At 43.3% G+C, this 25793-nt stretch carries 25 protein-coding genes and 1 tRNA gene; 12 read left to right on the forward strand and 14 right to left on the reverse strand.

The genetic code is table 11. The annotated features are described in order from the left end of the window. Window positions 1-48: 48 nt before the first annotated feature. Entirely contained in the window at window positions 49-507 is a 459-nt protein-coding gene (locus tag EO131_RS16720; protein ID WP_241243884.1) for a DUF2267 domain-containing protein, read from the forward strand. Window positions 508-541: 34 nt separating this feature from the next. Here the strand turns inward: EO131_RS16720 and EO131_RS16725 are convergent, their stop codons facing one another. Both EO131_RS16725 and EO131_RS16730 read right to left on the reverse strand, forming a co-directional pair. Next, window positions 542-1177: a phosphoribosyltransferase gene (locus tag EO131_RS16725; RefSeq protein ID WP_127024973.1), complete on the reverse strand. Its 636-nt coding sequence runs from the start codon at window positions 1175-1177 to the stop codon at window positions 542-544. Window positions 1178-1183: 6 nt separating this feature from the next. Then, window positions 1184-1822 (reverse strand): dienelactone hydrolase family protein, encoded by a 639-nt coding sequence (locus EO131_RS16730; RefSeq protein ID WP_127024976.1) that lies wholly within the window; start codon window positions 1820-1822, stop codon window positions 1184-1186. Between the two features lie 276 nt (window positions 1823-2098). On the opposite strand from EO131_RS16730, the gene EO131_RS16735 reads away from it, so the two are divergent. Both EO131_RS16735 and EO131_RS16740 read left to right on the forward strand, forming a co-directional pair. After that, window positions 2099-2172 (forward strand) — tRNA-Pro (locus tag EO131_RS16735). Window positions 2173-2394: 222 nt separating this feature from the next. Further along, window positions 2395-3669 carry a site-specific integrase gene (locus EO131_RS16740; RefSeq protein ID WP_127024979.1) on the forward strand — a complete coding sequence of 425 codons (1275 nt, stop codon included), beginning with the start codon at window positions 2395-2397 and terminating at the stop codon, window positions 3667-3669. A 126-nt stretch (window positions 3670-3795) separates the two neighbouring features. Here the strand turns inward: EO131_RS16740 and EO131_RS16745 are convergent, their stop codons facing one another. Together EO131_RS16745 and EO131_RS16750 are read right to left on the reverse strand one after the other, a co-directional pair. Next, a complete protein-coding gene (locus tag EO131_RS16745) occupies window positions 3796-5973 on the reverse strand; it encodes a TonB-dependent receptor (RefSeq protein ID WP_127024982.1) in 2178 nt (725 codons plus the stop codon). A gap of 67 nt (window positions 5974-6040) precedes the next feature. Beyond that, window positions 6041-6370, reverse strand: coding sequence for a hypothetical protein (locus tag EO131_RS16750; protein ID WP_127024985.1), 330 nt, complete (start codon window positions 6368-6370; stop codon window positions 6041-6043). Window positions 6371-6613: 243 nt separating this feature from the next. On the opposite strand from EO131_RS16750, the gene EO131_RS16755 reads away from it, so the two are divergent. Continuing rightward, the gene (locus EO131_RS16755) at window positions 6614-8410 is read left to right on the forward strand and encodes a ParB/RepB/Spo0J family partition protein (protein WP_127024988.1); all 1797 of its coding nucleotides are present in this window, start codon (window positions 6614-6616) and stop codon (window positions 8408-8410) included. A gap of 129 nt (window positions 8411-8539) precedes the next feature. On the opposite strand, the gene EO131_RS16760 is transcribed toward EO131_RS16755, so the two are convergent. The 10 genes from EO131_RS16760 to EO131_RS16805 all read right to left on the reverse strand — a co-directional run bounded on the left by EO131_RS16760 (window position 8540) and on the right by EO131_RS16805 (window position 17499). Further along, on the reverse strand, window positions 8540-10087 hold the full coding sequence (locus tag EO131_RS16760) for a Fic family protein (RefSeq protein WP_127024991.1): 1548 nt from the start codon (window positions 10085-10087) through the stop codon (window positions 8540-8542). A 154-nt stretch (window positions 10088-10241) separates the two neighbouring features. Further along, a complete protein-coding gene (locus tag EO131_RS16765) occupies window positions 10242-11054 on the reverse strand; it encodes a DUF4138 domain-containing protein (RefSeq protein WP_127024994.1) in 813 nt (270 codons plus the stop codon). Between the two features lie 2 nt (window positions 11055-11056). Then, complete coding sequence (traM, locus tag EO131_RS16770) at window positions 11057-11977, reverse strand: conjugative transposon protein TraM (RefSeq protein WP_127024997.1); 921 nt, start codon at window positions 11975-11977, stop codon at window positions 11057-11059. Further along, window positions 11958-12584 (reverse strand): conjugal transfer protein TraK, encoded by a 627-nt coding sequence (locus EO131_RS16775; protein WP_127024999.1) that lies wholly within the window; start codon window positions 12582-12584, stop codon window positions 11958-11960. The genes traM and EO131_RS16775 overlap by 20 nt, the downstream gene beginning before the upstream one ends. A gap of 12 nt (window positions 12585-12596) precedes the next feature. Beyond that, window positions 12597-13436 (reverse strand): hypothetical protein, encoded by an 840-nt coding sequence (locus tag EO131_RS16780; RefSeq protein ID WP_206512909.1) that lies wholly within the window; start codon window positions 13434-13436, stop codon window positions 12597-12599. After that, window positions 13436-14041, reverse strand: a complete 606-nt coding sequence (locus tag EO131_RS16785) for a conjugal transfer protein (protein ID WP_241243885.1) — start codon at window positions 14039-14041, stop codon at window positions 13436-13438. The genes EO131_RS16780 and EO131_RS16785 overlap by 1 nt, the downstream gene beginning before the upstream one ends. Next, entirely contained in the window at window positions 14038-16449 is a 2412-nt protein-coding gene (locus EO131_RS16790; protein WP_127025005.1) for a TraG family conjugative transposon ATPase, read from the reverse strand. The genes EO131_RS16785 and EO131_RS16790 overlap by 4 nt, the downstream gene beginning before the upstream one ends. After that, window positions 16442-16720, reverse strand: a complete 279-nt coding sequence (locus EO131_RS16795; protein WP_127025008.1) for a hypothetical protein — start codon at window positions 16718-16720, stop codon at window positions 16442-16444. The genes EO131_RS16790 and EO131_RS16795 overlap by 8 nt, the downstream gene beginning before the upstream one ends. 1 nt (window position 16721) lies before the next feature. After that, window positions 16722-17009, reverse strand: a complete 288-nt coding sequence (locus EO131_RS16800) for a hypothetical protein (protein ID WP_127025011.1) — start codon at window positions 17007-17009, stop codon at window positions 16722-16724. Window positions 17010-17286: 277 nt separating this feature from the next. After that, window positions 17287-17499, reverse strand: coding sequence for a hypothetical protein (locus tag EO131_RS16805; RefSeq protein WP_127025013.1), 213 nt, complete (start codon window positions 17497-17499; stop codon window positions 17287-17289). A 399-nt stretch (window positions 17500-17898) separates the two neighbouring features. On the opposite strand from EO131_RS16805, the gene EO131_RS16810 reads away from it, so the two are divergent. From EO131_RS16810 to EO131_RS16840, 8 genes are all read left to right on the forward strand, one after another. Further along, the gene (locus EO131_RS16810; protein ID WP_127025016.1) at window positions 17899-18930 is read left to right on the forward strand and encodes a nucleoid-associated protein; all 1032 of its coding nucleotides are present in this window, start codon (window positions 17899-17901) and stop codon (window positions 18928-18930) included. Next, window positions 18908-20302, forward strand: a complete 1395-nt coding sequence (locus tag EO131_RS16815; RefSeq protein ID WP_127025019.1) for a hypothetical protein — start codon at window positions 18908-18910, stop codon at window positions 20300-20302. The genes EO131_RS16810 and EO131_RS16815 overlap by 23 nt, the downstream gene beginning before the upstream one ends. Before the next feature lie 699 nt (window positions 20303-21001). Beyond that, a complete protein-coding gene (locus EO131_RS16820) occupies window positions 21002-21346 on the forward strand; it encodes a single-stranded DNA-binding protein (protein ID WP_127025022.1) in 345 nt (114 codons plus the stop codon). 64 nt (window positions 21347-21410) lie between these two features. Next, entirely contained in the window at window positions 21411-21860 is a 450-nt protein-coding gene (locus EO131_RS16825; protein WP_127025025.1) for a JAB domain-containing protein, read from the forward strand. Window positions 21861-21920: 60 nt separating this feature from the next. After that, window positions 21921-22076 carry a hypothetical protein gene (locus EO131_RS17230; protein ID WP_164731720.1) on the forward strand — a complete coding sequence of 52 codons (156 nt, stop codon included), beginning with the start codon at window positions 21921-21923 and terminating at the stop codon, window positions 22074-22076. Between the two features lie 509 nt (window positions 22077-22585). Continuing rightward, window positions 22586-23173 (forward strand): BfmA/BtgA family mobilization protein, encoded by a 588-nt coding sequence (locus tag EO131_RS16830; protein ID WP_127025028.1) that lies wholly within the window; start codon window positions 22586-22588, stop codon window positions 23171-23173. A gap of 2 nt (window positions 23174-23175) precedes the next feature. Continuing rightward, the gene (gene mobB, locus EO131_RS16835; protein ID WP_127025031.1) at window positions 23176-24195 is read left to right on the forward strand and encodes a MobB family relaxase; all 1020 of its coding nucleotides are present in this window, start codon (window positions 23176-23178) and stop codon (window positions 24193-24195) included. A gap of 16 nt (window positions 24196-24211) precedes the next feature. Beyond that, window positions 24212-25789, forward strand: coding sequence for a type IV secretory system conjugative DNA transfer family protein (locus EO131_RS16840; protein WP_127025034.1), 1578 nt, complete (start codon window positions 24212-24214; stop codon window positions 25787-25789). Window positions 25790-25793: the final 4 nt, after the last annotated feature.

Genomic DNA, 25793 nt, shown 5'->3' on the forward strand with positions numbered 1-25793 from the left:
CATTGCAGAAATTTTAGTGTCATTTTTATTCATTAACCCTTAAAATTAATGATGATGGCACTGGATTTTAATCAATACGCAACCGAGGGGAATACGTTCCTTAAGGATTATGCCAAGCATTTGGAAGTGGGGCAGGATCTCGACAAAGCGGGCCGAATATGTATTTCGATACTGCATGCGCTCCGCGAGATCATTTCTGTGGAGGAGTCCATGCAGTTTATGGCCCAATTGCCCATGTTTTTGAAAGCCGCCTACGTGAATGGGTGGAACCCCAAAAAAAGAAAGGAAAGGGTCAAGAACATGGAAAAATTTGTTGAACTGATCAAGGAGTTTGATGGCAAATCCGCAATCAACGACTTTGGGTACGAAAATGACCTGGCCGAAAGGTACATTTATCAAACATTCATCTACCTGAGAAAATATGTTTCCATGGGTGAGTTGGAAGATATTAGGGATGGTCTGCCCAAAGGGTTGAAAGGTATCGTTTCCATGAAAATAACCGTTTAACGATACCATTGATTTATTCGAAAATCGAGGTTTTTTATGAGGAGGACATTTTTCTTGATGCCTCAAGAATTTGAATGGCCTCTTGGTCGGAAACTTCTCCGAATTCACGGTAAAACTGACCTACGGCATAAAAGTTAAAAGGGCTTTCCAGACAAATCACCTCGTCTATGTAGTCCGAAGATTCCATGTTTTTTACAGCTCCCCATGGGGCAACGGGAATGGCCACAATGGTTTGTAGTGGTTGACTTTTATTTACCATTTGGGCTGTTATTTTAATCGTATTCCCCGTAGCAACCCCGTCATCAACTATAATCACTGTTTTTCCCTTCAGGTTCAATGGAGCACAATTTTGATAATATTGGTCATATCTTTTTCGGAGTTTTTCGCGCACGCGAACTGTTTCTTCTTTGATATAGGCTTCGCTAATGGAAGGAATATCGTTAAGGATAATGTCGTTCAAACTAACAGCGCCAATGGCGTACTCTTTATTGAAGGGGTGGCCAATTTTTTTGGAAAGGGCAACATCCAATGGGGCATTGAGTGTTTTGGCCACAATGGCGCCCAAGGGAAGTCCACCTCGGGGAATGGCAAGGACCACCAAATTTTCAAGTGGCAATTTTTGCAACTGTGCAGCCAATTTTAGGCCTGCATCCGTTCTGTCTTGAAACATTTTACCTCACTTTTGATCAAACCATTTCTCAAACCAGTCAGTAGCAACATTGGCCGCCTCCCGTAATTTCCCGGGTTCCTCAAAAAGATGGCTGGCCCCGGGTATAATTTCCATTTTCTTTTGGCACTGGAGATTATCAAGTGCTTTTTGGTTAAGCCGGATTACCTCTGTATCAAAAGACCCCACAAGTAATAGGGTAGGTGCCTCGACCCCGTGCAATTCGCCAAGAGCAAGATCGGGCCGGCCGCCACGTGAAACAACCGCCTGAATTCCATTTCCAAAAAAAGCAGCGGCCCTAAGCGCGGAGGCGGCACCTGTACTGGCCCCAAAATAACCCAAGGCCAAGTTGTGTATATCTTTTTGGCCCTTTACCCATTGGGTAGTTTCAATGAGTCGTTGTGTAAGTCTGTCGATATCGAAGCGATTTTCATATAACATGTCCTCGGAACGTGTCAATAGGTCGAACAGTAAAGTGGCCATACCGTTTTGTTGGAGTAATCGAGCAACATAATTGTTTCTTGGGCTAAAGCGACTACTGCCACTTCCATGGGAAAAAATGACCAAGCCCTTGGGGCTGTCTGGAATCACCAAGTTTCCATCCAAGGTGACATCCTCTAGAACAATTTGAACTTCTTCTTTAAGCATTTTAATTGCTTTGTTTTCCCGTAGGATGCCCTTAAGCTAAATACTTGGAACGGTACGGGCAATGACGCAGATCATTCAAAAAAGGGTTGTTTGTAAATTAAATATTGGGCTGAGGTTTAGTTGTTTACATCAAGTTTCCTTGAACATGCCTCCAATATTTTTTTATATGGGTAGATATTGGTTAACACAGAATAACTTTTAGGGATTAAAACAAGAAAAGATTTAGGGAGTCTGTGTTTATTTTTCACCAAAATTCCTATTTTTGCAGTCCGTTTTCGGGATGTGGCGCAGTCTGGTAGCGTACACGCATGGGGTGCGTGTGGTCGCTGGTTCGAATCCAGTCATCCCGACGAACCTTGGTTTTATGGCACTAAGTAAAACCTTAAATAATTGAAAACCAGAAAATTAATTTTTTCTGGTTTTTTTTATTTCCATCTGATACCATTGGTGAGGATGTCCTATAGAGTGTCCTATTTTTGTCGGGGAAAATTCCCTAAATTGTACTTCCATTATTGATTTTTCGTGTGATTTGACTTTCGCTTCATCCAATGTTTCACTTAAAGCGAGAACACATGAATACCTCTAACTCCTTCAGTATCAGTTTTTGGCTGAAAAAATCAGGAAGAAAAAAAGATGGACGGTTTCCAATTTATGTCCGGATCAGATGCAAAGGGAAAAATGCAGATCTCAGTGTCCATAGATCAACTTTTGAAGAACGATGGTGTCCTATTTTGGGAAAAATGGACCATAGGGCCAGTGAATCCGTTGTTGTAAACAAGTATCTGGACGACGTCCGTGCAAAGTTGCTGGAATGCCATCGGCAACTCAGTGCCGAGAGCAACTTTATAACGGCACAATCCATCAAGCTTCGATATCTGGGAAAGGACAAGGTGATGCTCACCCTATTGGACCTTTTGGAGTACAACCGAACCTATGAGTTACCCAAACTGGCAAAGGGGACGGTCAAGAACTATTCCTCCACCGAGACCTACCTGAAACGCTTCATTGCCAAAAAATATCGGGTACCCGATATTGGGCTGGCCTCGATAGACTATGCCTTTTTGATCGAGTTTGAAAACTTCCTGCGGAACTGCGAACCCATCAAATCGTTCCAGACATTGAACAACAACGGCATCATGAAACATATGCTGCGGTTCAAGAAATTGGTGACCATGGCCTATAAATTTGATTGCATCCCCAAGAATCCCTTCAACCTCTATAAAGTGAAAATGGAGGATTATGACAGTGCTTTTTTGGAAGAGGAGGAAATCCTGGCACTGGACCAATTGGAATTCGAGGAAAAGGGCATGGAGCTGGTCCGTGATATTTTCCTTTTTGCCTGCTACACGGGATTAAGCTATATAGAGATCAAACTACTTAAATCCAATGGTATCGTATCTGGTATTGATGGAGAACTGTGGATCGATGTAAAGCGACAAAAGACCAAGACCGAGGTCAAGGTGCCCCTTTTGACCAAGGCCAAGCAGATACTGGAGAAGTATGAGGATTTCCCCAAAAATGAAAATGCTTTGCTACCAGTGTACTCAAATCAAAAGGTGAACAAGTATTTAAAGGCTATTGCACAAAGGGCCAATATAGATAAACACCTTACATTCCATGTGGCCAGACATACTTTTGCGACAACGATTACCCTCATGAATAATGTACCCATTGAGACTGTTTCCAAACTTTTGGGGCATACCAAGCTGTCAACGACTCAAAAGTATGCCAGGGTTGTGGAAAAGAAAATTAGTAAGGATATGGCTCAATTGAAAAAAATCATGGATAAAGACAATCAAAAAATACAAGATCCAAGGAAGATTCCTGGATTGAGAATTGTCCGTTAGCGATATTCAACCCTATTTTTTACAATGCATTTTAGAAGCGATTAGTGATATCAGGACCTTCAATCCTGACACCCCACAGAATCCGAAGTTGGTTGCTAGGATTGTAATATTTGCATTCTTAAAGAATCATAGCCTTAACTTGAATCCACCATTAATCACAAAACCATCAACGGGGGCATAGATGTCCAAAAACTGAGGATCACTTATGTTTCCGGTATAGATAGTGCCGAAGCGGGTCTGTCGGGTGTCCAAAAAATTTTCAAAGTTTAAGAAGATCGAAAACTTTTCCCCGAGCTTCTTTTCGCTCATCAGCCCAACAATCCAATAGGATTGTCCAGTTTTCCCGCTGCCTAATTTTTGTGGACTGTAGTAATAGGACTCAAGGCCCACCCAAAGGTTATCTTCCTTTTCAAACATTAACACATTGTTCAAACGGTGCTTGGCCACCAATGGAAAATCCGATACCGTCCCATTTTCATGTTGTTTTACATTGGCATGGGTATACCCGGTAAAGAGTTTAAAATCCCCATATTTTATCTTGAGGTTGACCTCGGCACCTCGGGTGTCCACATAGCCTCCATATTGTTGAAACTCATAAAAGCCATTACCATCCGGCACCAATGACATGGGGTCATCGATTTTCGTATAGAAAAGGAGCGTATTGATGGACATCGTCATCCCTGGTAGTGGGACCCATCTATAGTTCACATCGAAATTGCCGCCCAAGGAACGCTCCAAGTCAGCCTCATCCGTATTGATGGGCAGCACGTTTCTGAACTGTAACCGCTCCGCATCCTCGGTGAACACCGTGGGGGTCTTGTATCCCATACCACCACCCAAACGGAAGGTCAAAGCACCGGTGGGTTCATAGAGGACCGACAATCTAGGAAGGGCCATAGCTCCATAATCAGAATGGAAATCGGTCCGAAGTCCGGTCTCCAATGACAACATTTCATCAATGGGCCAAACATTTTGGGTGAACAATCCAAAAATCCGGTAGGATTGGTCCAAGGCCCCTGTCTGACCTTCTCGGGTATCGTTGAAAAATTCCGTCCACAGATTCGCCCCGAAGACCCATTCCACATCATCTTCCGAATTGGTTGAAAAATTAAGTTCACTAAAGGAGGAACGTTGATAGCCCGAAAAGGTGAAGTCCGGAATCTGAATGGTACGGTCATAAAAACTGAAACTGTTCTTGACCTCGAATCGGTTACGGTCATTAAAGGCATGTTTGAAGCCCAATTGGGTAGATACCCGCTGGGTTTCGTTGGACTCAAAGTAGGGATTGGTCACGGCATCGCCTTTCACAAAATCCATGTTTCCCCCAAGGCGGTCCTCCCAAATGGCATTGATACCCAATAGTAGTTCTGTATCCTCACCGGGATAGAGGTACAATTTGGGGTTAAGGGTAAAGCGATCAAACTCTGGAATCGCCGTCAACCCGATATCCGCAGGGTCATAAGGTGTCCCCAGATTGTAGGAGGCGAACATCGTGGCGCCCACTTTGTCGGACTTTTGTGAATAAAAGCCACTGAGGTCCAGACCAAGGGCCGAGGTACCGTTGGCCATAAAACTGAGTTCGGGTTCATCTTCCGGTGTTTTGGAAATCAGGTTGACCAAACCGGCAATGGCCCCTCCTCCATAAAGGGTGGAGCTTGACCCCTTGATGACCTCCACTTGTTTCAAGTCCAAGGGAGCGATCTGCATGAGACTGAGCCCACTGGCAAATCCGGAATACAATGGAAACCCGTCCCTGAGGAGCTGGGTATACTTTCCATCCAACCCTTGGATACGGATGCTGGAATTATAACTGGTGGCGGAGGTCTGCTGGGTACGGATACCAGTACTCTCGTTGAGCAGCATCCGTATATCACCTGGTTTCATGTTTCCCTTTTCGGAGAGTTCCTCCCCGGCAATGACCTCGACCCGGGTAGGGATATCCTCAATAGTGCGACTGCTCCTAGTAGAGACGAGGGTTACCTCTTCAATCTCCTCTGTCTGGGGCATCAGTGAAATGGTCAATCCCTGTGGCGTTTTATCCAAGGGAAAAGTAAAGATGCGTTCCACTGTGGCATAACCGATATAGCTCAACCGCAGTTGGAAGGTCCCATTGGGGATATCCTCCATGTGTATTTTTCCTTCTTCATTGGATATGGTTCCTTTGTTCAGAGGCACCAATACCGCAGTGACCCCAATCAGGGGCTCACCACTATGGGAATCCTTGACCGTAAGGTCAAAGGTATTCTGTGCAATAACGGAAACCATCCCGAAGAGGGATAGCATCACAAACAATCGTAATTTCATTTAATTTGTTTTGAAGTATGATATTCTCGACCCGATAAATGGCCAAGCGTTAAATTGAACTTGTTACCTATACTTCAAACGAGCGAGGCGGTTTCAAAAAATGGGAATACACCTCTTTGGGTTCAAATTCCAGATAAGGAACCAGAATTGATTTAAGGTCAATTTCTATTATGACAAGGTCAATAAACTTCCCATAGGTCAATGTAAATCCTGAACATTGACCACAGGTATAAAAGGGTGAACAGGGGCCGTCTTTTTCATGTGGCACCTTTTCCGAATCATCATGTCCACATTGATCCACCTGCAATGTTTCGTAACAGGAACCATTATCCTCGCAACATGGAAATGATGATAGGAGCAAAGTGAATATGGATAATAATACTACAAGGATTTTCATGATTCAAAGATAAAGAATTGCCAGCAAGTTCTGAGGTTTTCGGGGATGATGATCCATATGGGACAAAATTGATTATTTGATGTATACCAATATTCCCGAAAGTTAAGCTCGCAATATTTTCTCGGACAAGGGACGGCATAAAGCCGTTTCATTCCTCACTTTTTATTCCGTTTCCTTGCCGCTCCAAAATTCTGTCTTCCGCTTGGTCACGCGCAAATATTGTTTAACCAAAATCCAAAAATCATGGAAACACAAGCAAAGCAAGGAGTGGCCTGTAAGAAAAAAAATGGGCAAGGAACAAATGCAAAAAAAAACAAAGCTGTAGTAAAAGCGAAATCCTTTCAACAAATACAGATGCTGGACATCAGCTCGGTTTTTCCCGATCCCAAACAGCCTAGAAAAACCTTTGATGAAAAAAGTTTGCAAATGTTGGCACAGAGCATCGCCGAACATGGGGTATTACAACCCATTACGGTACGAAAGGAAGGGGATGGACATATCATTGTGATGGGGGAACGTCGGTTTCGGGCCTGTAAATTAGCAGGACAGCCGACCATTCCAGCCATCTTAAAGGAGTATGGGGAGCATGAGATCCTCGAGGTCCAGATTATTGAAAACCTACAACGCAGGGATGTGGAACCCACAGAAGAGGCCGAAGCCATTCAATTTCTGTTGGAAAGATATGGACCCACTGAGATAGCCAAACGATTGGGTCGTTCTGAAAACTATGTCAGACAGCGCATCAAGCTCGCAGGATTGATCGAGGGATTCAAACAGTTTGTGCGGGATGGGAAAATGACCTTGTCCCTAGGGATAGCCGTGGCCCTTTTCGAACCAGGGGAGCAACGAATGCTATTGGAAAGCCTTGAAGGGGATTTTCAAGAACATCGGATCAAACGGATGGTCGAAAGCCGGACCTTTGACCTGACCAAATCCTGTTTTGATGTAACTGACAAGACTTTGGTACCCAAAGCAGGGTCTTGTGACGTCTGTCCCTTCAATGCTGCCAATCAGGGCAATTTGTTCGGAGATGGCAAGATGGTCTGTACCCGAACGGCCTGTTTTGAGAACAAAAAGGCAAGGACTTTTATGCAACTCCTGAAAAGGGTGAAAAAGGATGGGTTGAGACTGGTGCCCAACGTCAGTAAATACTGGGTGGAAGAGGAACAGAACCAATGGGTCATGGCCCAAATGGAGAATCAGGGTCTTGAGGTGCATTTGACCAATGAACTGGATATTTTGAATGAACCGGTCAAGCCAACCATGGAACGCATTCGGGAGGAACATTGCCATTTTGAATATACTGAGGAAGAATTAGGTGAATTCCTGGCCGAGGCCTTGGAATCCTTTACAGAGGAAAAGGAAGCATGGGACAATGCGCTGGACAATGGCTTTGACAAAGGCATTCTCCTAGATACGGATACCTATTTGACCCACACTATTTTTGTAAAGGTCAGGGAAGTGGTCACTGGTGAAAGTTCGGGTGTCCGGTCTCTGGAAAAACGAAGAATGGCCGAATGTACTCCGGAGGAGCAAATTGTGAAAATCAATACACGGGAATTGCGGAAAAAGGAAATCGAGAACAACAACCAGTTCAAAGAAGTAGTGGATATGATCAGGGAGACGGATTATATCGATAGGAAGACATCCTTGACCGTGGATGAAATGGTGGCCATTTCCGTCTCGATGTTTGAGAACAATATTGGGTTTCACGACCAACGGAAACATTTTGAAAGATTCCTTGGGAATGACGCCATGTTGTCAAAAGAAGAACTGGTAAAACAGTTAAAACGAGATTTTAAGAAGGAAATCTTTTATAGGCTGATCAGGTTCCTGTTGACCCGACAAGTACATCTCGGAGAAAGTAATCATACCAATAATCTGACCAACCAGACTTTCTATACGGCCATGAAGCCCTATTTTAAGGAGAAAATAGTGGCCATTGAAAAGACCTATGCGGATAAATGTCAAAAGCGGGAGGCCAGGATCAAGGAAAGAGTCAAGGCCTTGGAAGAGCAAGCCAACGCATTGAAAGGCTAATCGTTTGACTCCCTATTTTGGAAGGGTTCGGGAAACCGAACCCTTTTTTTATTTGGTCCATCCGTCGAGAGGTAAAACCAAGGGAATTATCTCATCGTGAAGAGGATCGAAACAAATACAATAAACGTATCATCCATTAAAAATATGTTGGAAGGCAACTTCCAATTCCTGTACTTCCCCATCCGTCAATTCCTCAAATTCCTTTTCCCTTCTTTTCTTTGACAATCTTCCATTGTTTTGATCGAGAAATTTTATCAAGAGATCCACCTTGGTATCCGGTAGGGTCACGAGGGTATTGACAAATTGGGTCATACGGTCATATTTTTCCAAATAATCCAATTCTTCCGGTATGATCCTTTCAATGGTCTCTTCCACACATGTATACAGGAATTCAGCATGTCTGGTCAGATCAAAGTACCGGTATAGGTCAATGGTTTCGTTTAGGATTTTGATGTTATGGTCGGGTGTTTCCTCCCATTCGATCAGATCGACCCTTGGAGAGGAAAAATGCTCCAGGATATCCTGATATTCGTCTATCCGTTCTAGAATGGCAGAGGATATGGGAAATATCATCCCTCGTTTGGTATAGCCCATCCGAGTGAGCAAATGGTGGATGATATATCGGTGTATCCTGCCATTACCATCGGATAGGGGATGGATAAAAACAAAGCCGAAAGCAATGGTGACCGCGGCCAATACCGGATTGTAACCGGCTTGCTGCAACAGTGCGTTGGTATCGAGCAACCCTTGTATCAACAAGGGCAGGTCCGTGGCCTTGGCGGAAATATGGTCGGGCATGGGGGATAGGGTTTCCCTATCATGTTCGCCTATAAAGCCTTCCCCGGTCCGTATGCCCATATGCCTTAATTTTTTGCTTCCGATGACAATGTGCTGCAACCGTTCGATCTCTTCTATGCTCAAAGGGGATTTTCCCGATTGCCCGATGGCCTTTCCCCAATTTCTGGCCCGCATGCTTGGGGGATGCTCCCCTTCAATGGCAAATGATGCCTTGGAATCTTTCAACAATAAAAAGGCAGCGGTCCTTCGTATGAGATCCTTGTCCCGCTTTCCCAATCCCTTTTCTATGGTTTCGGAAAGATCTTTTTCAATATACCCCTCCAGTTTCTCAGTCCTGCGAATCATTGGACAGAATCCCGGAACCCCGGGCAAGTTGTTCTTTACACGATGCCGGGTGGAATTCTCGGGGTGGCCCGCATATTGCAGTGAAGGGTCCACCACCTCCACATATGTGCCTCTGTTCAGGTTGGGAACATCGAGCGTGTTCCCGGTCAACCATTCATATAAAAACCATGCCCTTCGGGTAAATTGACCGGTAGGCTCTTCTTTCAACATTTGGTGTATGATGGCATCACCGGTCAACTCGAAAATACTTTTCAGTATATATAGGTCCAAGGGCTCGTATTTAAGAGCAAAGACCAAATGACTTTTCAGGTCTTCCTTGGGTTTATGCCTAATGGTAAACACCTGCCATTGGTCAGTGTCGTAGCGTTGGTGCTTTTCTGTTGCCATGGCCATTATATCGGGCAGGGGAACTACCGTGCCATATTGGTTTCCAATGACTGAAATCAATAGGGAATAGCCGACCAGGTAACCTTCCTCAGGTAATTTACGTCCGTGAAAAACAGTTACTTTATGTGAAAAAGAATTACTTTTCATTTTTTTGCATGAAAAACAGTGACAAATATACCATGAAAAATGATTACTTAACGTGAAATATGATTATTTATCATTATTTTTTATGAAAAATTGTTATTTTTTAATTGGGTTTTTGGTGTTATTTTTATCAAATATCGGAAATTGAGGTTAGTAATCAGTGTCTTGCATACTTGAGGTCAATGGTGCGACTGCCTCTATTTTCCCATAACTGTATCCTTAATGTTTCCTCGTCTCCCAAGACAAACTTGGGTGTCACACAGACAAAGTGTTCGTGATTTCCCGTTCGAATGATACTTGGTTTTTTATGAATGTAGGTCACATCCAATGGTATTTCTTGGGAGGAAGCTCTTCTTTTTTTACTGCCATTGGTGACAGTTATGGCCAAATGACCCAATTCGAAATCAATGGCCGATTTGTTTTTGATATCAATAACCAAGTACACTTCATTGCCATGATAGGTCATGGATTCCAAGCGTAACCGAAGTCCACTTTTTCGTTTGGTCACTAAATTTTTTGGGTTGTGTTCCAATAGATATGAACAGCGTTCCTTGTATGTTTTCTGCTGCTTTGTAAGTGAATCCACGACTTTTGAATCAAGTTTCTTATTGTTTAGTTTGGGTGGAAGGTTCCCTATGCTTTGTTCTGTTGTTATAAAGTGGTTGTAACGCTGAAGTGTCTTTGCATATGCCAAATGGAAGGAGTAGACCTTACCACTGGTAGTCATGACCAATAGATTGCTCGGTCTTCCTGGAACTGCCTGTAACAAACCAAGGTGTTCTTCCTGTTCCATGTTGTAGGTGAATACAAAAGCGGGATGCCCCGTAATCGCTTTTTGCACGGGACTGGGAAAGAAAAAGGCCACGTTATGGTGTTCATTGGCATAAATGGTGTCCATGGCTGGTTGGCCATGTGCCTTTATCGATATCGTTGAAATGATGATGAGTGTGTAGAGCTGCTTTAAATACATGATTAGGGTTTTAATAGGAATTGATAGTTATTGGAGATTTCCACCTTGATGGCGCGATTGTCCTTACGGAAGATATTCTTGATGCCGCCCAATTGGGGGATCCCGGGGATATTGACCTCCCTGATGGTCTCATCCAGCCCTTGGTTTACAACGGCTCCCTTAAGATGATTTTCCACATAGATCCCTTCCTTGCCATCTTGCAGGTCATACGCTTTCAGTGATACGGAATGATCATCAATTTGGGAAACTTCCACCATGACACGGTTGGGACGAATCTTGACAAAACCGTATATGCGGGTATACTTGGGAAAATGGATGTCATTGATGGTGATGGCCGAAGTGAGCATCAAGTCCAAGCGATGCCCCTCTCTTATCCGTTGGCTACCGTTGACCCTTACCATTGGTATTTCATTATAGAGCTTGCTATCGGAATTAGGTTTCAAGGCAAAGAAAAGTTCGTGTTCCAGCCCGAGTGCTTTGGGATCAATGCTTTTGGTTACTGGAGTGGAATTGGAAATCATTGGGATTTCGCTTTCCGGTTTGGGGGTAACAGGGGACACTGTGGATTGTTTTGGTGGCAATGGCCGATCATACTTGTCCTGTCCTGCTAAATAAATACTATCGATGATACGCTGTTTTTCATATTCCATGTAATCAGGGTTGAAGTAGCCTTTGTCGTCCACCATATGTTCGGGATACATAGGAGGTGCAGTGGTTTCACGTCCCTCTTTGATGGCCTCCAGGGCCTCCAGTTTGGAATTATATTCCACGGTGTTCCCTTTCAGGTCCGGTAGTGGGATTTGATCGGGATTCAGTTCTTGATCTTTGTCCTTGCCAAAGGTGAGTAGGGAATACGCGGTGATGAACAATACCACGCAGACCAGTACCAGTACAAATACGATTTTACTTTTCTGTAGTTTCATTTTCTTCTAGTTTACGGAGGGAGTTTTCAAAAAAATCAATGATCAACAACCCATGGGGATTATGGGGGAAATGGCGCTCCACAGACATCAGTTTGCCTGAAGTGAGCAATTCATAGGTGTCTGTGACACTACCTCTGTTGATGTTGAAGACGGTTCGGGTCTCGAAACGGTAGGGCTCAGTTGTGATATCGATCTTGGAATCAATGCGCTTCACTTGTTGGACCAAGGAATATTGCATTAGGCGATTATAAAAACCATCGGCCTTTTTCTGCCTATAAAGGGCATCCACCGAGGCATTGCCCAACCAGAGGGCCTTTTCCATATGTACTTCATAACTGGCTGCATCCACTTCATAGAACCACCGATGGAATTGCTCCAAATGTGCCAAGGCCTCTACTTCAAGATTCTCCCGTTGGTCGATGAGTTTGAGTGGTATGACATCGCCGGAGTCATTGACCACAAAGGCCCTGTTGAGGATATTTTGGTGCATTCGGATTACCATGGTTATGGAAATTATACAGACCAATCCCGAAACAAGTACCACCGAGAGGACGACCCAACGGTTCAATCGCAGTTGTTGTTGTATGTTCTTAAAAGGTGTTTTCATTTTCTATTCAGTTTATCCAGTGAACAATCGAAGGGTAAAGCTGGTGGCTTTTCTATATAGTTTGAACTTGAGCAGTACGATGAACCCGATAGATCCAAACTCGATGATTGGGGCAAAGAACTCGCTGCCCCAATCCGTCCCAAAGAGGCTGCCCCAAAAGTTGGTGTTGATCTCCGTGTAGAGGTTGTTGACAAAGACATTGACCAGAAAAAAGGCAGGAACCAACATATAGACCCCTGCGTACAACTTGAAATAGGTATAGGCCAGGCTACGAAACTTCTCAAATACCGATAAGCTGATCACCAGGGGAAAAAAGGCCTGCAAGATCCCCAACAGGAAATACCGTTCCGCTAGGAAGAGTGGATAGATGAAGATATCGAGCAACCATAGGATCACCCCGATGATAAAGGCCAACATTTTAAGTCCGTACAAGGGCGTGACCAAGGCCTCATATAGGATGGCCATGGCTTTTTTGGCGGCTTCCAAGGCACCCACGTCCCGTTCCAGATCTACATCCTGTAGCTGTAAGGGGAGGAGTGCAGGAGCCGTGTCCCGGTATTGGGATTCAATGGCCACAAGTATGCCATCGAAGACTCCCAACACCTGTGTGGAGAAGATGACCAAGAGCACGATCAGAAAGTTCTTGGCCAGTTCTGTGGGGGTAAGCCCCCAGGTATGGCCATCGGTCGAGGAGATGCCCTCATTGTATTTTTTGAGGATATTAACCAAGAACAATAGTAGGGCCAAGGTCTTCATCCCCACAATGGTATATTGGGAAAAGTAACTGTCCTTGATGGTCTGAAAGACGGCATCCACATATTCCAATCCTATGCCCAAAAAGATTCCCGCCATCAATACTCCTTTTCGCGATTATTGATAATGTCCTGCATCTTCCTAAAGGAGATGATTTCCCGATAGCGACGGGTCTTGACCTCCAGTTCTGCCACCATTTCCTGGGATTGTGTTTTCTTTTCCATCAAAATGGCCATCCGTTCGGCATCCGTCATTTTCAAAAAATCACTGGAGAGAATCTGGTTGACAAAATCTAGATCGTCGATGGCCGTGTCCATGATTGCTTCAAAGGAATCCGCTATTTGTGCCACTTCATCGGCCTTGATATAGGAAGAGTTCAAGATGTCCCTGAGGTCATTTTGTACGGTTCGGAACAAGATCTCATTGTTCTTGGCCAGTTCTTTGACCGCTTTGAGTTGTTTGATGGTATTGTTCACCTTGACTATGTTCTCCTTTTGTTCCTTTAGAAACTCAACGGTCTTTAAGAGTTCCGAGGTCTGTTTGGCTGATTCCAAGAGTGACTTGGTCATACTGATAAAGTTTGTATTGTCATATACCGGCATCCCCTGGGCCGTAGCACGGCCGGGTAGATAAATGGCCAAAATCAGTGTGAGTACCAAAGCCTTGGAATTGGTATAAAGTGTGCGTTTCATGTCTTTTTTCATATCATTTTCTTTTGCTGGTTCATAAAGGCTGTGATGGCTTGCTCCATATCATGGGTCTGTTCATAGAGCTGCATGATATGTTCATTTTCACTGCCATCGGTCAAATAGGCGGCATACACCTCGGGGGGTACCTCCAATCGGAACACATTGCTTTCCTTTCCGATTTTGATAAAGACCTCCGTATACTTTCGGTCCCCGGTCAGGTTGGTTCGAATCGATTTGAGTTGGTTCAAGTCGTGACCGGATAGGCTCAGTCTATTCTTTAGGGCCTCATACCCTTTCTCGTTTTTTAGGCTATAAATGACCTGAGTGTTCTCCAGGATACTGGCCGAAGTGGAGTTGTCCGGCAATTGGTTGATGGACTGGAGGATAATGCCGATGGCCCCGTTCTGTTTTCGGATGGCCTGATAATAGAATTCCACGCTTTCCAGCACATTGGGAAACTTCAATTGTTTGGCAAACTCATCAAAAAGGATGATGCCCCGTTCCGATCTGTTCCTCCAAATGGTACGCTGTATGGCCGATTTGATCAATTTGAGCATTACGGAAAGGATTTCTTTATTGTCACGTACCTCGTCCAGCTCAAAAACAATCAAGCGTTTGTCCTCGATCTTGTAAGTCTGATCCTTTTCGACATGGAACAGAAAACTGTACAGCCCCCCTTCCACATATTCGGAAAGGATGTGCAAAAAACCATAGACATTGAAATCGGATTCTTGCATACAGGTCTCATCGATTAGGGTGTCCTTGTATCTGTCCACGAAGTGATATAGGGAAGCTAGGGAATGCCCTTCTTTGATCTTGCCATAGTAGTACAACAATACCTTTTTCAAGGCCACTTCTTTGGATTTGGTCACCTGGCTTTCGGCCAAGAGTTCCAAAAGAAACAAGGCTAGATCTTCCAAGCGTTCAGGGGTCAAATCGGACGGATCGGCAATATAAAAGGGATTGATACCCAAGTTCTTGCCTTGCTCATAGCGAAGGACCGCATGATTATCGGGATACAATTGGGCAAATTTGGCATAGGAACCCCCAAGATCGATAATGACCAGCCGCACACCCGCCTCGAAGTACTGACGTAGAATGTTATTGGCCAAGAAGGATTTGCCTTCCCCGGTCGGGGCGAATATGGCAAAGTTCCGGGCCTTGATCCGTTTCTTATTGGCGTCCCAGACATCCTTGAGTACCGGAATATTGTTCTGGCGGTCGTTGAAGATGATCCCTGTGCCATCGGATTTGTAGTTGGTGTTATTGATATATAGGCATAAGGCATGTTTCAGGTCGGAGACATACAGGTCTTCATTGGAGAAGTTGGAGGCATGACAGGGATGGGAGTTTAAAAAGTAGTGTTTACGTTCTTCCCCGTTAGGGTGGTAGACCACCATGTCAAGTTCCTTGAATTCAGCCTTGATCTTGGAGGCAATCTGCTTTAAATAGTGTTGTTCTTGGTGCCAGAAAATGATGTTCAGGTGTCCGCGTACAATCCGGGAACTATCATCTTGATTGATCTGGTCCACAATTTGCCGGATTTTTTTAAGGACCACCTTGTTTTGAGTACCGAAATTTGAGCTTTTGGAAAGCTCCTCGATTTTTTTGTCCAAGACCCTGCGCCATTTTTGCCTGTCATCCAGATACAGGATGTGGTTGACGATATGGTTCTCCTTGAGGTCCAATCCCAAACCGTCCAAAAAACCTTGGTGGAAGGTAAAGTCATTTGTGGTAAACCTAGCATTTGAGATGCTACTTTGTACCGATTCCCCAAAGCAGAGTTCACTGTTGATGGCCATGGTATCAAAATAATGGTCCCCGATTTCGATTGCGTTGTTTTTCAATAGGATGTCGGTATCAAAATCCAGGTTGAATCCATTGAAATGATCATGGGTATGGGCCAAAATATCCTGAGGTTTCATAGGAAGTAAGACTATGTGCCTTGAGTTGTTGATATAGGAAATAGCATCATTAATTGCAGTGATGAACTCAGCCACCTGTAGGTCCAATTTTCTATGGTACCCTTTTGCTGTTTTACGAAAGGGATTCACATACTTGGAGGCATTGAGTACTTTGTCCAAGGGGAGTACGAAGAACAGGTACCCTTTGTGTTTTACATATGCCCTGCCTTTGAAGTAGTCGTGGGTGGCCTTTTCCAAAAAGGTGTTGTTGTTAAGTTGCTCGGTTGTATAGCCCTGTTCTTGGTAGACATCCTGTTTATGGATAATCGTGCCCTTGGGCAAGGATTTAAAAGCTTGGAACCAGGTCCCGTGGAGTTCCTCAAAATCCCTTTCGGAAAGGGAATACACCTCGGGCAGGTCGATTGTGTAGCAAAGGACCACATTGCCGTTGCTGGCAAAGACGATATGGTTTTGGATATCGAGAATGGGATGATGGGCGTTCAGGTTGATCTTAGGCATGGGACAAAGGGCTTAGTCGTTTATTGCTGATAGTACTGGGAAAGTTGTTTTGAACCTGAAAGGTAAAGGGCCTTTTGACCCACCGGCCCAATGCCCCATAGAACAGGGCATTGAACAACAGTAGGCCCACGATGACACCAAATTGGAATGAAAAGATGATGATCAAAAGGGAACCGATGACCGATACCATCTGTAGGGCAAACAAGGATATGGGGAGTCCCATGATCATGGCGCGTTTTCGGATGTTACGGTATGTGGGGTACTCTTTCATCCTAGACCACGATTCCGATGAGATAAGTGAAGATTCCGACAACGGCCCCTGCAATCAACACAAATACCAAGACCCGGGTGATGCCTTTTTTAAGATCGGCGTTCTCCCCGAAGAAATGACCTGCATTGAACAAAAAACCCACCAAAAAGATGACCCCCAGAATAATGGGAAAAATGGCCCGGATGGTATCGGAAATGTCATTGACCGAATCCTCAATCCCACCAATCTGAGCTAATGCGGCACTAGAGGTAAAAAGCAATAGCAGAGTAATGAAGAAAGATTTTCGCATATCGTAAGCGTTTAAAAATTAGACGATTATTGATATGTGAAAAGTACTGTATTAATTCATTAAAATATTGAATATCAGTATTTTGTGAATATTATTTTGGTTAATTCAATATGGGGCCAAAAGCTTTGAATTGATGTCAACGGATATGAAATAATGATGGGAGCTGTTGATAACCTAATTTTTAAGGATGACAAATTGGAGTCAAAACGTCAAATTGGAATCAAGGAAGGATGATTTCGACAGTGGGTCGAAAAGTGGAAAAGGTCTATGGAGTAGGTTATTGAGCTCCTTTGATACGCCGGTAATTATCGATCAATGCCTCAGTAACGATTTTGGCCTTTTCATCACCTATCCCATTGAAATTGATGGTATGTGTGGAAATATAGTTTTTCAGTAGTATATCAACATCGCTTTTATCCAGATGGCCATTATCGCATAGATTCCCTAGGATGGCACTGTACCGATTTGATTTGAATCCATCATCCAACATTGTTTCTGGTTTTTTTTGTTTTTAATATTGAAATCTACCAACAAAATAGCATTGTTTAATGGGTATATCCATGTGGGCTTCGAGAATGTCACTAATGGAATTCATCATGTCTCCAATTTTGATTGTCTGAGTCTAGATTGTAAATGCCGGAAATGTAATTACTGAACAATTAAAGGTTCTGAAGATAATGAAATGTTTCGTTTTATGCGATTGAATAGTGATGAAAAAGGGTTGATTGAATATCATGCCAAGGCATATCAAAAACGCTCCATCACCCATAACCCAAAAAATCATCCAAATTGGGGCTTGAAAAACAAAAATCTTATTAATTTACGTCAGTAATTTCTTTCCCCTATAAAATAGTAATCAATCATTTTTAGAAAAAAAGCAAACTTACCGATGCCATATCAAAATTTAATCATTCACAGTATTGAAAAAGAACAACATTCTGATGAAGTAACAATCATTAAATCTGAATCTACCATAGAGATAGTAGGAGAGCCTATTGAAAATTTTTGTGCATCTCTCATTGATGCCTATAGGAATGACAAGCGGATCAGTAATACCAAGTTTAAGGATGACAGTCGATTCAAGGTGCTTTACGGGAGGTACAAGAATGGTGAAATAGGATTTGTTGAAGCCACTAGGGAGTTGATTGATCAAATGGGAATTATTCTACAGAATAAAACAGCGGCCAAAGGGGGAAAATTTGCCTTTATAGAAGAGGACATAAATGGCAATAGCTTTTTTTATGCATTTCTTATCCGGGATAGAAAGGGAGGCCAAATCCAATACTCGGAGGAAAACTCAAAGTATATTTTAAATTCTGTCGAATATGCGGATACCAATAATTTGGCAATGGCAGCTCGTGTAAATCATAATATTTTTTTAGATATCAGTACGAACAGTTTGCTCAATTACCTTTCCTTTACCTATAGTGGTACAAAACAAAGTGAAGTTTCAGATTACTTTTCAAATTGGTTGGGAGCGGCCGAGTTGCACAAAAATTCAGAATATGCCAAGGACTTGAGTAAGGCTATTCTAAAAATTGGGGATTTTGATGAAGAAGGTTACGCGGGAACGGCAACTGAAAAACTACAGTTGGTCTTAAATTACGCCCAATCCAATAATGATGATATTATCAATCTTTATGCCCTTAGCGAATATTTGTATGGACCTGACAACCGAAATCTTATCAGAGAGACCTGTGATGCCCATGATTACATTTTCACAGAAAAATTCAAGTTGATATCGACCAGTAAAAATTTGTTCAAAAACATATCAGTGAACGTAAGTGGAATTAAACTGCAATTTCCCCGAAATTTATTGGACAACGATATTGTGAAGGTGGAAGAGGGAATGGTTGTGATCAATGATGCCGTATTGGCAGCTAAAATCCTTAGCGACTATGAGTCCCAAGCAGAATCTTGAATTGTTGGTTGATTTTTTTCAGAATCATTCCTTCACGGTAACCGATACATTAAATGAGTTGATATTGGTTGCGCCGGAGGGAGCGGTTCGGGAACTGTTGGGCAAATCAAATGGCAATCATGATTTTGATTTAATGTTCGCATCAACCGGAGAAGGGGATAGTTTTCGTTTGGCAGGAAGCAGGAATATTTTTGGAATAGATATTTTTGACTCCAGATCTAATTTTTCCAAGGCGTACAAATCCTTGGATTCCTCTAAAAACTATCTGATTTTTGATAATCAATCCAAGCAATTTATTTCTTGGGTGGAGGGCAATGTTTATAAATCAAATGACCGTTCATCGGACGAGTTCTTTTTCAGCAACATCTTTAACTTCAAGGAATTTGAAAAAAAGTGGATTGAAATTGGTAAGGAAGCCAATCTATCGGACGAGGATTTCTCATTCATAGATTATTATAACATTCAAAGAGAAACCTTTTTACTTTCCACGATATCGAACAAAATTCAGGTAAAACAACCCACTTTCTTTCCGGAAACAGATGAAGATCTTTCCAACCGATTGGATTTATTTCACAGTTGTTTCAACATTGATTCCAAAAAACAGTTCCCTAAATTCATCAAAAAGAATCTTATTGAATCGATTAGCGAATACGGTAGCGAAGAAAGGCTAATACAGTCCTTTCTGAAATTCGATAAAATTTATGAAAAAGCCGATCTTGACTTCCAGGTTTATTTAAATGACATCTCGATTGATAAGCTAAGGGATGAATATGAAGACTTTAAAAGAGAATCGTTAATGCCATTCTCCGAGATCACCTCAAGTTTGACAATCAAAATCCTTTCTGTGCCGATCGCCTTTTCGGCCATCCTATTTTCCTTGAGTAGGATATCAAACCCCGTACTACAAATCGGTGTGATTTTCTCATTGCTGTTGTCCTCCATTATTTTGAACTTTTCATTAAAAAATCACTTTTCCGATTTAATAGCTATCTACAGATTGTTTGGAAAAAAAGTCAAAAAAATAGGTGAGCACAATTTCTTTGTCAAAAATCCTCGGGAGAAATCTGAAATACGTGAAGTAATCACCCATATAGTTGAAAAGGTGCGATACTCCCAGAGATTTATCTGGTCATATTTTATAATTTCCTCGTTACTTTTTTTATTTGTCTGTGTGTTTTTTCTTTGGCCCATTATTAAAACCATTGATTTCACAAGTGACTTTGATAAAGAATTGTTCGATGCTCAATATGTCATAGTCCTGGTTTTAGCACTACTTTTTCTAGTTGTTACATGTGTACAAGGGATTGTATTAAAAAAGGACGCAACCACTTTAAAAGTTATTGGTAAGGACTATTCGCTTGAAAAGTTTTAACAGGCCAAGTACATTGCTATGAAATGGGAATGATTTCTTTAATCAATGCATCTTTGGGATGTTATTTTGTCCTAATCCCGGGAATCAAAAAAAAAGCGAAAGTTAATTTCATCCAATGTTTACTCCTGTTAAGTCCAGTAAAAGGGCTACAGTAATAAAATAAATGATGTTGGATGGATTTCCAATGGAAAACGATGATAAACAAATTACCCGGAAAATAATTGCTGGACGTCTGCCAAAGATTTCCTCTACAAAGACTTCTTGTGTCTTTGCGATGAAATCCTTTACGTCCACGGTAGGGTAAAAATTTTAAGGGGTCTATAATAAAAGAAGCCTGGGTTGTTTTTCGGGTCATCGAAAAACAGGGCAGGACCTAAGGACTTCCTATCAGGACACCACTTCCTTTACTCGCTTAACTTTCCGTACGCTCACTTGCAACTGGGTCAGATGGAATTCCTAAGGCCCTTATCGAACCTGTCAAGGCCAAGACAGGTTTTGCCCGAAAATAGGGTTTCCATTTCCTTGAAAACCCTTGGGTTTTCTACGTCACGGACCCTCCCGATTTTCTTCCAAAAGCCTTGACAGAACCCCCTTCTTTTATTGTGCTGCGCACGTAAGAAGCAAACAAACGCCCCTTAAAATTTGGGAAACAATGACCAAAAAAAAGGGAGATTTTATTAACCTTTTAAAGCTTTTATCATGAGTACATTAAGAAACAAAGTACAGTTGATCGGGAACGTGGGGCAAGACCCTGTAATCACGGATTTGGACAGTGGAAAACGTGTGGCACGGTTTACCTTGGCCACCAATGAGCACTACAAGAACAACCAAGGGGAACGGGTGACCAATACCGAATGGCATACCCTGATCGGTTGGGGCAAGCTTGCCGACATTATCGAGGGTTTTGTGACCAAGGGCAAGGAGATTGCCATTGAAGGGAAATTGACCTCCCGTTCCTATGAGGACAAGGAAGGGAACAAACGCTATGTGACCGAAGTGGTGTTGAGTGAAATCCTTTTGTTGGGAGGAGCCAACGAAGGGTAAAACCCTAGGGTGTCCAAATCCATATAAGGACACCCTATTGTTTTTCATCATCAAAACAATGATCATGGAACATCAAGTTAATGAAATACAGATCAGTTATCGGGAAAAGCTCAGTACCTTGAAATCCCTATCCATAACCAACTCCAATGAAGTGGCAAAACTGTTGTTCAAGAATTGGGACAATAAGACCATTGGACTTCATGAGACTTTCAAGATTGTGCTGCTGAACCAGTCCAATAAGGTCAAGGGTATCTATCCCTTGTCCCATGGTGGCATCACGGGAACCTTGGTGGATATGCGCATCCTTTTTGCCATTACCTTAAAGACCCTTTCCGTGGGAATCATCCTCGCCAATAACCACCCCTCTGGACAACTCAAGGCAAGCGAACCCGATAAGCAATTGACCCGGAAGATCAAACAGGCTGCACAGCTTTTCGACGTCAAGATATTGGACCATATCATCCTGGCACCCGATGGCCGATATTACAGTTTTGCCGATAACGGGATTTTATAAGCTGCAAGCTTTGGATGGAATTTTAAATGAATAATGAAGAAGCCCAAAAAATCAAGAACAATGGAAACACGTATCAGAAAATCATTGGAGATTCCAGCTAGAAAACACCGAGGATCTCCAACCGAAAAGGAAACCAATGCAGAGAAGATCTTTCTGTTGGTCATCAACCTTTGGATATTTCGATTTGAATATATCAAGGAACAGAACAAATCTTGAATCATTTTAGGAAATTTTAAATCAGGAAGACCCTTGTAAAAGGGTCTTTTTTTTAGTCATTCCTGTTACATTTGACGTTTTGGATAGCCTGTAAAGGAAAATACATTTAATTCCATCACAATTGCACACAATCATCAAGGTTTTGTGTTTTCAATTTACCTCCAAAGTGTTTATATTTAAAGAAGGATATTGTACCCATAGATTGGTGCTGTGACCATTTTGATCTGCCTCGGCAAACTGTTTGACTTTCCACAAGACTAGACCGTCCAATTTGACTTTTAGAGAATACGCAACTGGGTTTTGGACCCTGTTGTGCAATTCATTTTTGTCCCTGCGGGACGGAAAGGAAGAGCAAGAGGATAGCGTGCTCACGCAACGCTACCGATCATAGTTGCTCCGCAAGGCCTCTGTTTATGGGGTTTTACGGCAATATTGAAAATAATGGCTTGGTAATTTTTAATGGAAAAAAACACCGGGCCCAGTAAAACTCTTGAATTTTTAATGGAAAAATGGACAAAGGATACGAAAATGAACGGTTTACCTGTCTGAGCATCAAGATTACGATCGCCAAAAAATATCGAAGGTTCTGTAGGACCCAAGGAAGGTCCCAATCCATGACCTTACTGTCCATGGTGGAGTTCTTTGAACAAAATGGCATCTCCCCGGATGAGCGGATGCACGAGACAGTGGCCAGCCTTAAATATCTGATCAAAAGACGCTTCAATGCCATGGTCGCCATTATGCGAAGTATCGAGAAGGAACAGACCCTACCCACGGTCAGCATGATCCAGGCACTCTTTGAACAGGAATTGGAATCCGAGGACGGAGATGGGTGGGAAGGGGATTTCGATTTTTTTGAGGAACAGTTAGCTGAAATCAAAAAGCCTGTCGAACCTGAATTGTTGGATACAGAGATTACGGTTCCCAAGATTCGATACGATCGATTAAAAGAACAGATGGAAGAACTGAAGCAGGATTTTGTATATGTCCTCGACCATGTGCAACCTATTAAGAACCGGTTGGGGAAAGACCATCTCCGTTTGGATCTCCATCCCGGTGCCGTTGAAAAATATCGTACAAAAATCAAAAACCTATAAGCATGTACATCGCCATCACACGCCAACAATTGGGTGACAACCATCGGGGCAGTGCCCGGGATTTTGTCAATTACCTCGGGAAAGAGAACGAGGGGAAGGATCGGGAAGGTCAAGAACTGTTTTTTAACCAAACGGAAAACAATATTGATGCCGAGCGGGTCATCTCCGAGATCGACGCCAATACATCCAAGTTGGGCAAAAAGGATCCCAAGTTCTATTCCATTGTGGTAAGTCCCTCGCAAAGGGAGTTGAACTCTATTGGGAATGACCCCGAGAAACTGAAACAATACACCCGGGAACTCATGAAGGCGTATGCAGCTTCATTCTATCGGGATAGGGAAGTGACGGTAAGGGATGTGCTGTATTTTGCGAAGTTGGAGCGGGAGCGTACCTATTCCGAAAAGGACAGGGAGATTAAAGAAAACCAGGTGTTTGCCAGTAAGATTTTGCAACTCCAACATCAGGTAAGGGCCATCAAAAGGGGAGAGGAGCATGGGGATATTGGTAAGCTTGAAGAAAAGATCCAAGTTTTGGAAAGGGAAGCCCCGCACAAACAACAGGGCAAACGTATCGTTCCCGGTATGGCCAAGGAAGGTCATCAGAGCCATATCCATATTATTGTCAGCCGTAAGGATGTGACCAATTCCCATAGCCTGTCCCCTGGTTCCAAGTACCGGACTTCCGAGACAACCCTCAATGGAGAGAAAGTGAAACAAGGTTTTGATCGGGATAAGTTCTATCGTGCTGCTGAGGTGACATTCGATAAACAGTTTGGCTACCGCAGGAACTTTGTGGAGACCTACCATGCCCGCAACTTATTGGACAAGGATCCCAAACGCTTCTTTTCGGCTCTCTTGGGACTTCCCTCGAATGAACGGCAGGCTGCTAGAAAACTGTTGTTCAAAGCAGGGGTGAACGTGCCCAGTATACCCACCAACAAGGCTGAACTGGCCTATAAGGCCTTGATGCAATTGAAAAAAGGAATTGGAAAGGCCTTGGAATCGGGATCAATCGGAATATAAAGTGTTGGTTAAGGGAATGGATTGGAAGCTCGTTGTTTTGGGATTGTTGTTGGGAATCTGGATTTCCTATCTCCTCATTCGATTTGTAAAGTATGGGTTTGTATGTATGGCATCTTTTATTGTAGTGTTGACCTTGATCTTGGGCTTTGTTTGGGATTGGGATTCCTTTTTGAGAGGGGTACTGAACCTTTGGTTACCCTTGTTGTTTGTTCATGTCATTGTCTATGGTTTAGTGGACTATCATAAGGATGCCATGAAACCATCCAAGGTTTTTGAGGTTCGATTTAAGGTCCGGGGCAGGAACCTGGTACTTGGAAATATTCGAAGGGGAGTATCCGTTATGGCCTCGGCGGGCAGTGGAAAGACAGAAAGTGTGATCTATGGTTTTTTAAGGCACTTCCAAGAGCAAGGGTATTCCGGGGTCATCCATGATTACAAGGATTTTGAGATTACGGAAATGGCTTGGCCCCTATGGACGGATGAAAAGGTTCCCTTTCGAATTGTTTCCTTTGGTCCCATCTACCATAGGGTCAATCCCATAGCCCCCCGGTACCTTCCCGATGAGGAAAGTGTACACGAGGTGTCCCGGGTGCTGCTGGAGAACCTGATGGAACACCGGGATTCCGATGAGAACAGTACCTCCCGTTTCTTCAAGGATGCCGCCGAAGGCCTGATCAGTGGACTTATATGGCGGTTGAAGACCGATTACCCGGATATTTGCACCCTGCCCCATTTGATGGCCCTGTTCCAGCAGTTGGCCACCAAAAGCCTGATCAAGTTTTTAAGGGGAAACATGACCTCAAGGGCCATGGCGGATGCCTTTATCAGTGGAGTGGGGTCCGAAAGGCAGACCGCAGGGGTGCTCAGTACCTTGGCCAATGCCATTAAGAAGATCAGTACCCGGAAACTGTTTATGGTCCTATCGGCAGATGAAATTCCGTTGGATATCAATAACGAACAGCACCCATCGGTCATCACCTTGGTGAACAACCCCCAAAGGGATGCCTCCCTCTCCCCGGTGATCGCGACCATCATCCACACAATTTCCAAACAAATGGCTCAGCGACACCGAAAACCTTCCTTCATGTTGTTGGAGGAAGCATCCACCTTGCGATTGTTGAACATGCACAGGATACCGGCCACCCTGCGTAGCTATGATATTGTCAGTGTCTATGTGCTTCAGGACAAGGTCCAGAACGATATGATGTATGGGGAGAAGGCCAGTAAGGCGATACTTTCCAATCTGTCCTATCAGTTCTTTGGAAAGGTCAATGACCCGGATACGGCCAAATACTATGAACGCTTTTTTGAGTTGGTAAAGATTCCCACTCGGAGTGTGAGCAAGAGTTCCGGATTGAATTTGGAACATAGGATCACGGAAGGGGAGAAGGAGGTCTCCAAACGAAGGGCGGAAGTGTTCTTTCGGTTGCGACAGGGGGAGTTTGTAGTGTTTGCGGACGGGAAGGACCGAAAGGTTCGTTTTCCAAAGCCGGATATTCAAAGGGGGTTGCCCAAGCCATTGAAGATTACCGAGGGGGATTTGGAGCAGCATTATGTAAAAGTGCACCGGGAGGTCCGTTCGATTTTTAAATGAACAC

The organism is Flagellimonas beolgyonensis (assembly GCF_003992615.1).
In the GTDB taxonomy this organism is placed as follows: domain Bacteria; phylum Bacteroidota; class Bacteroidia; order Flavobacteriales; family Flavobacteriaceae; genus Flagellimonas; species Flagellimonas beolgyonensis.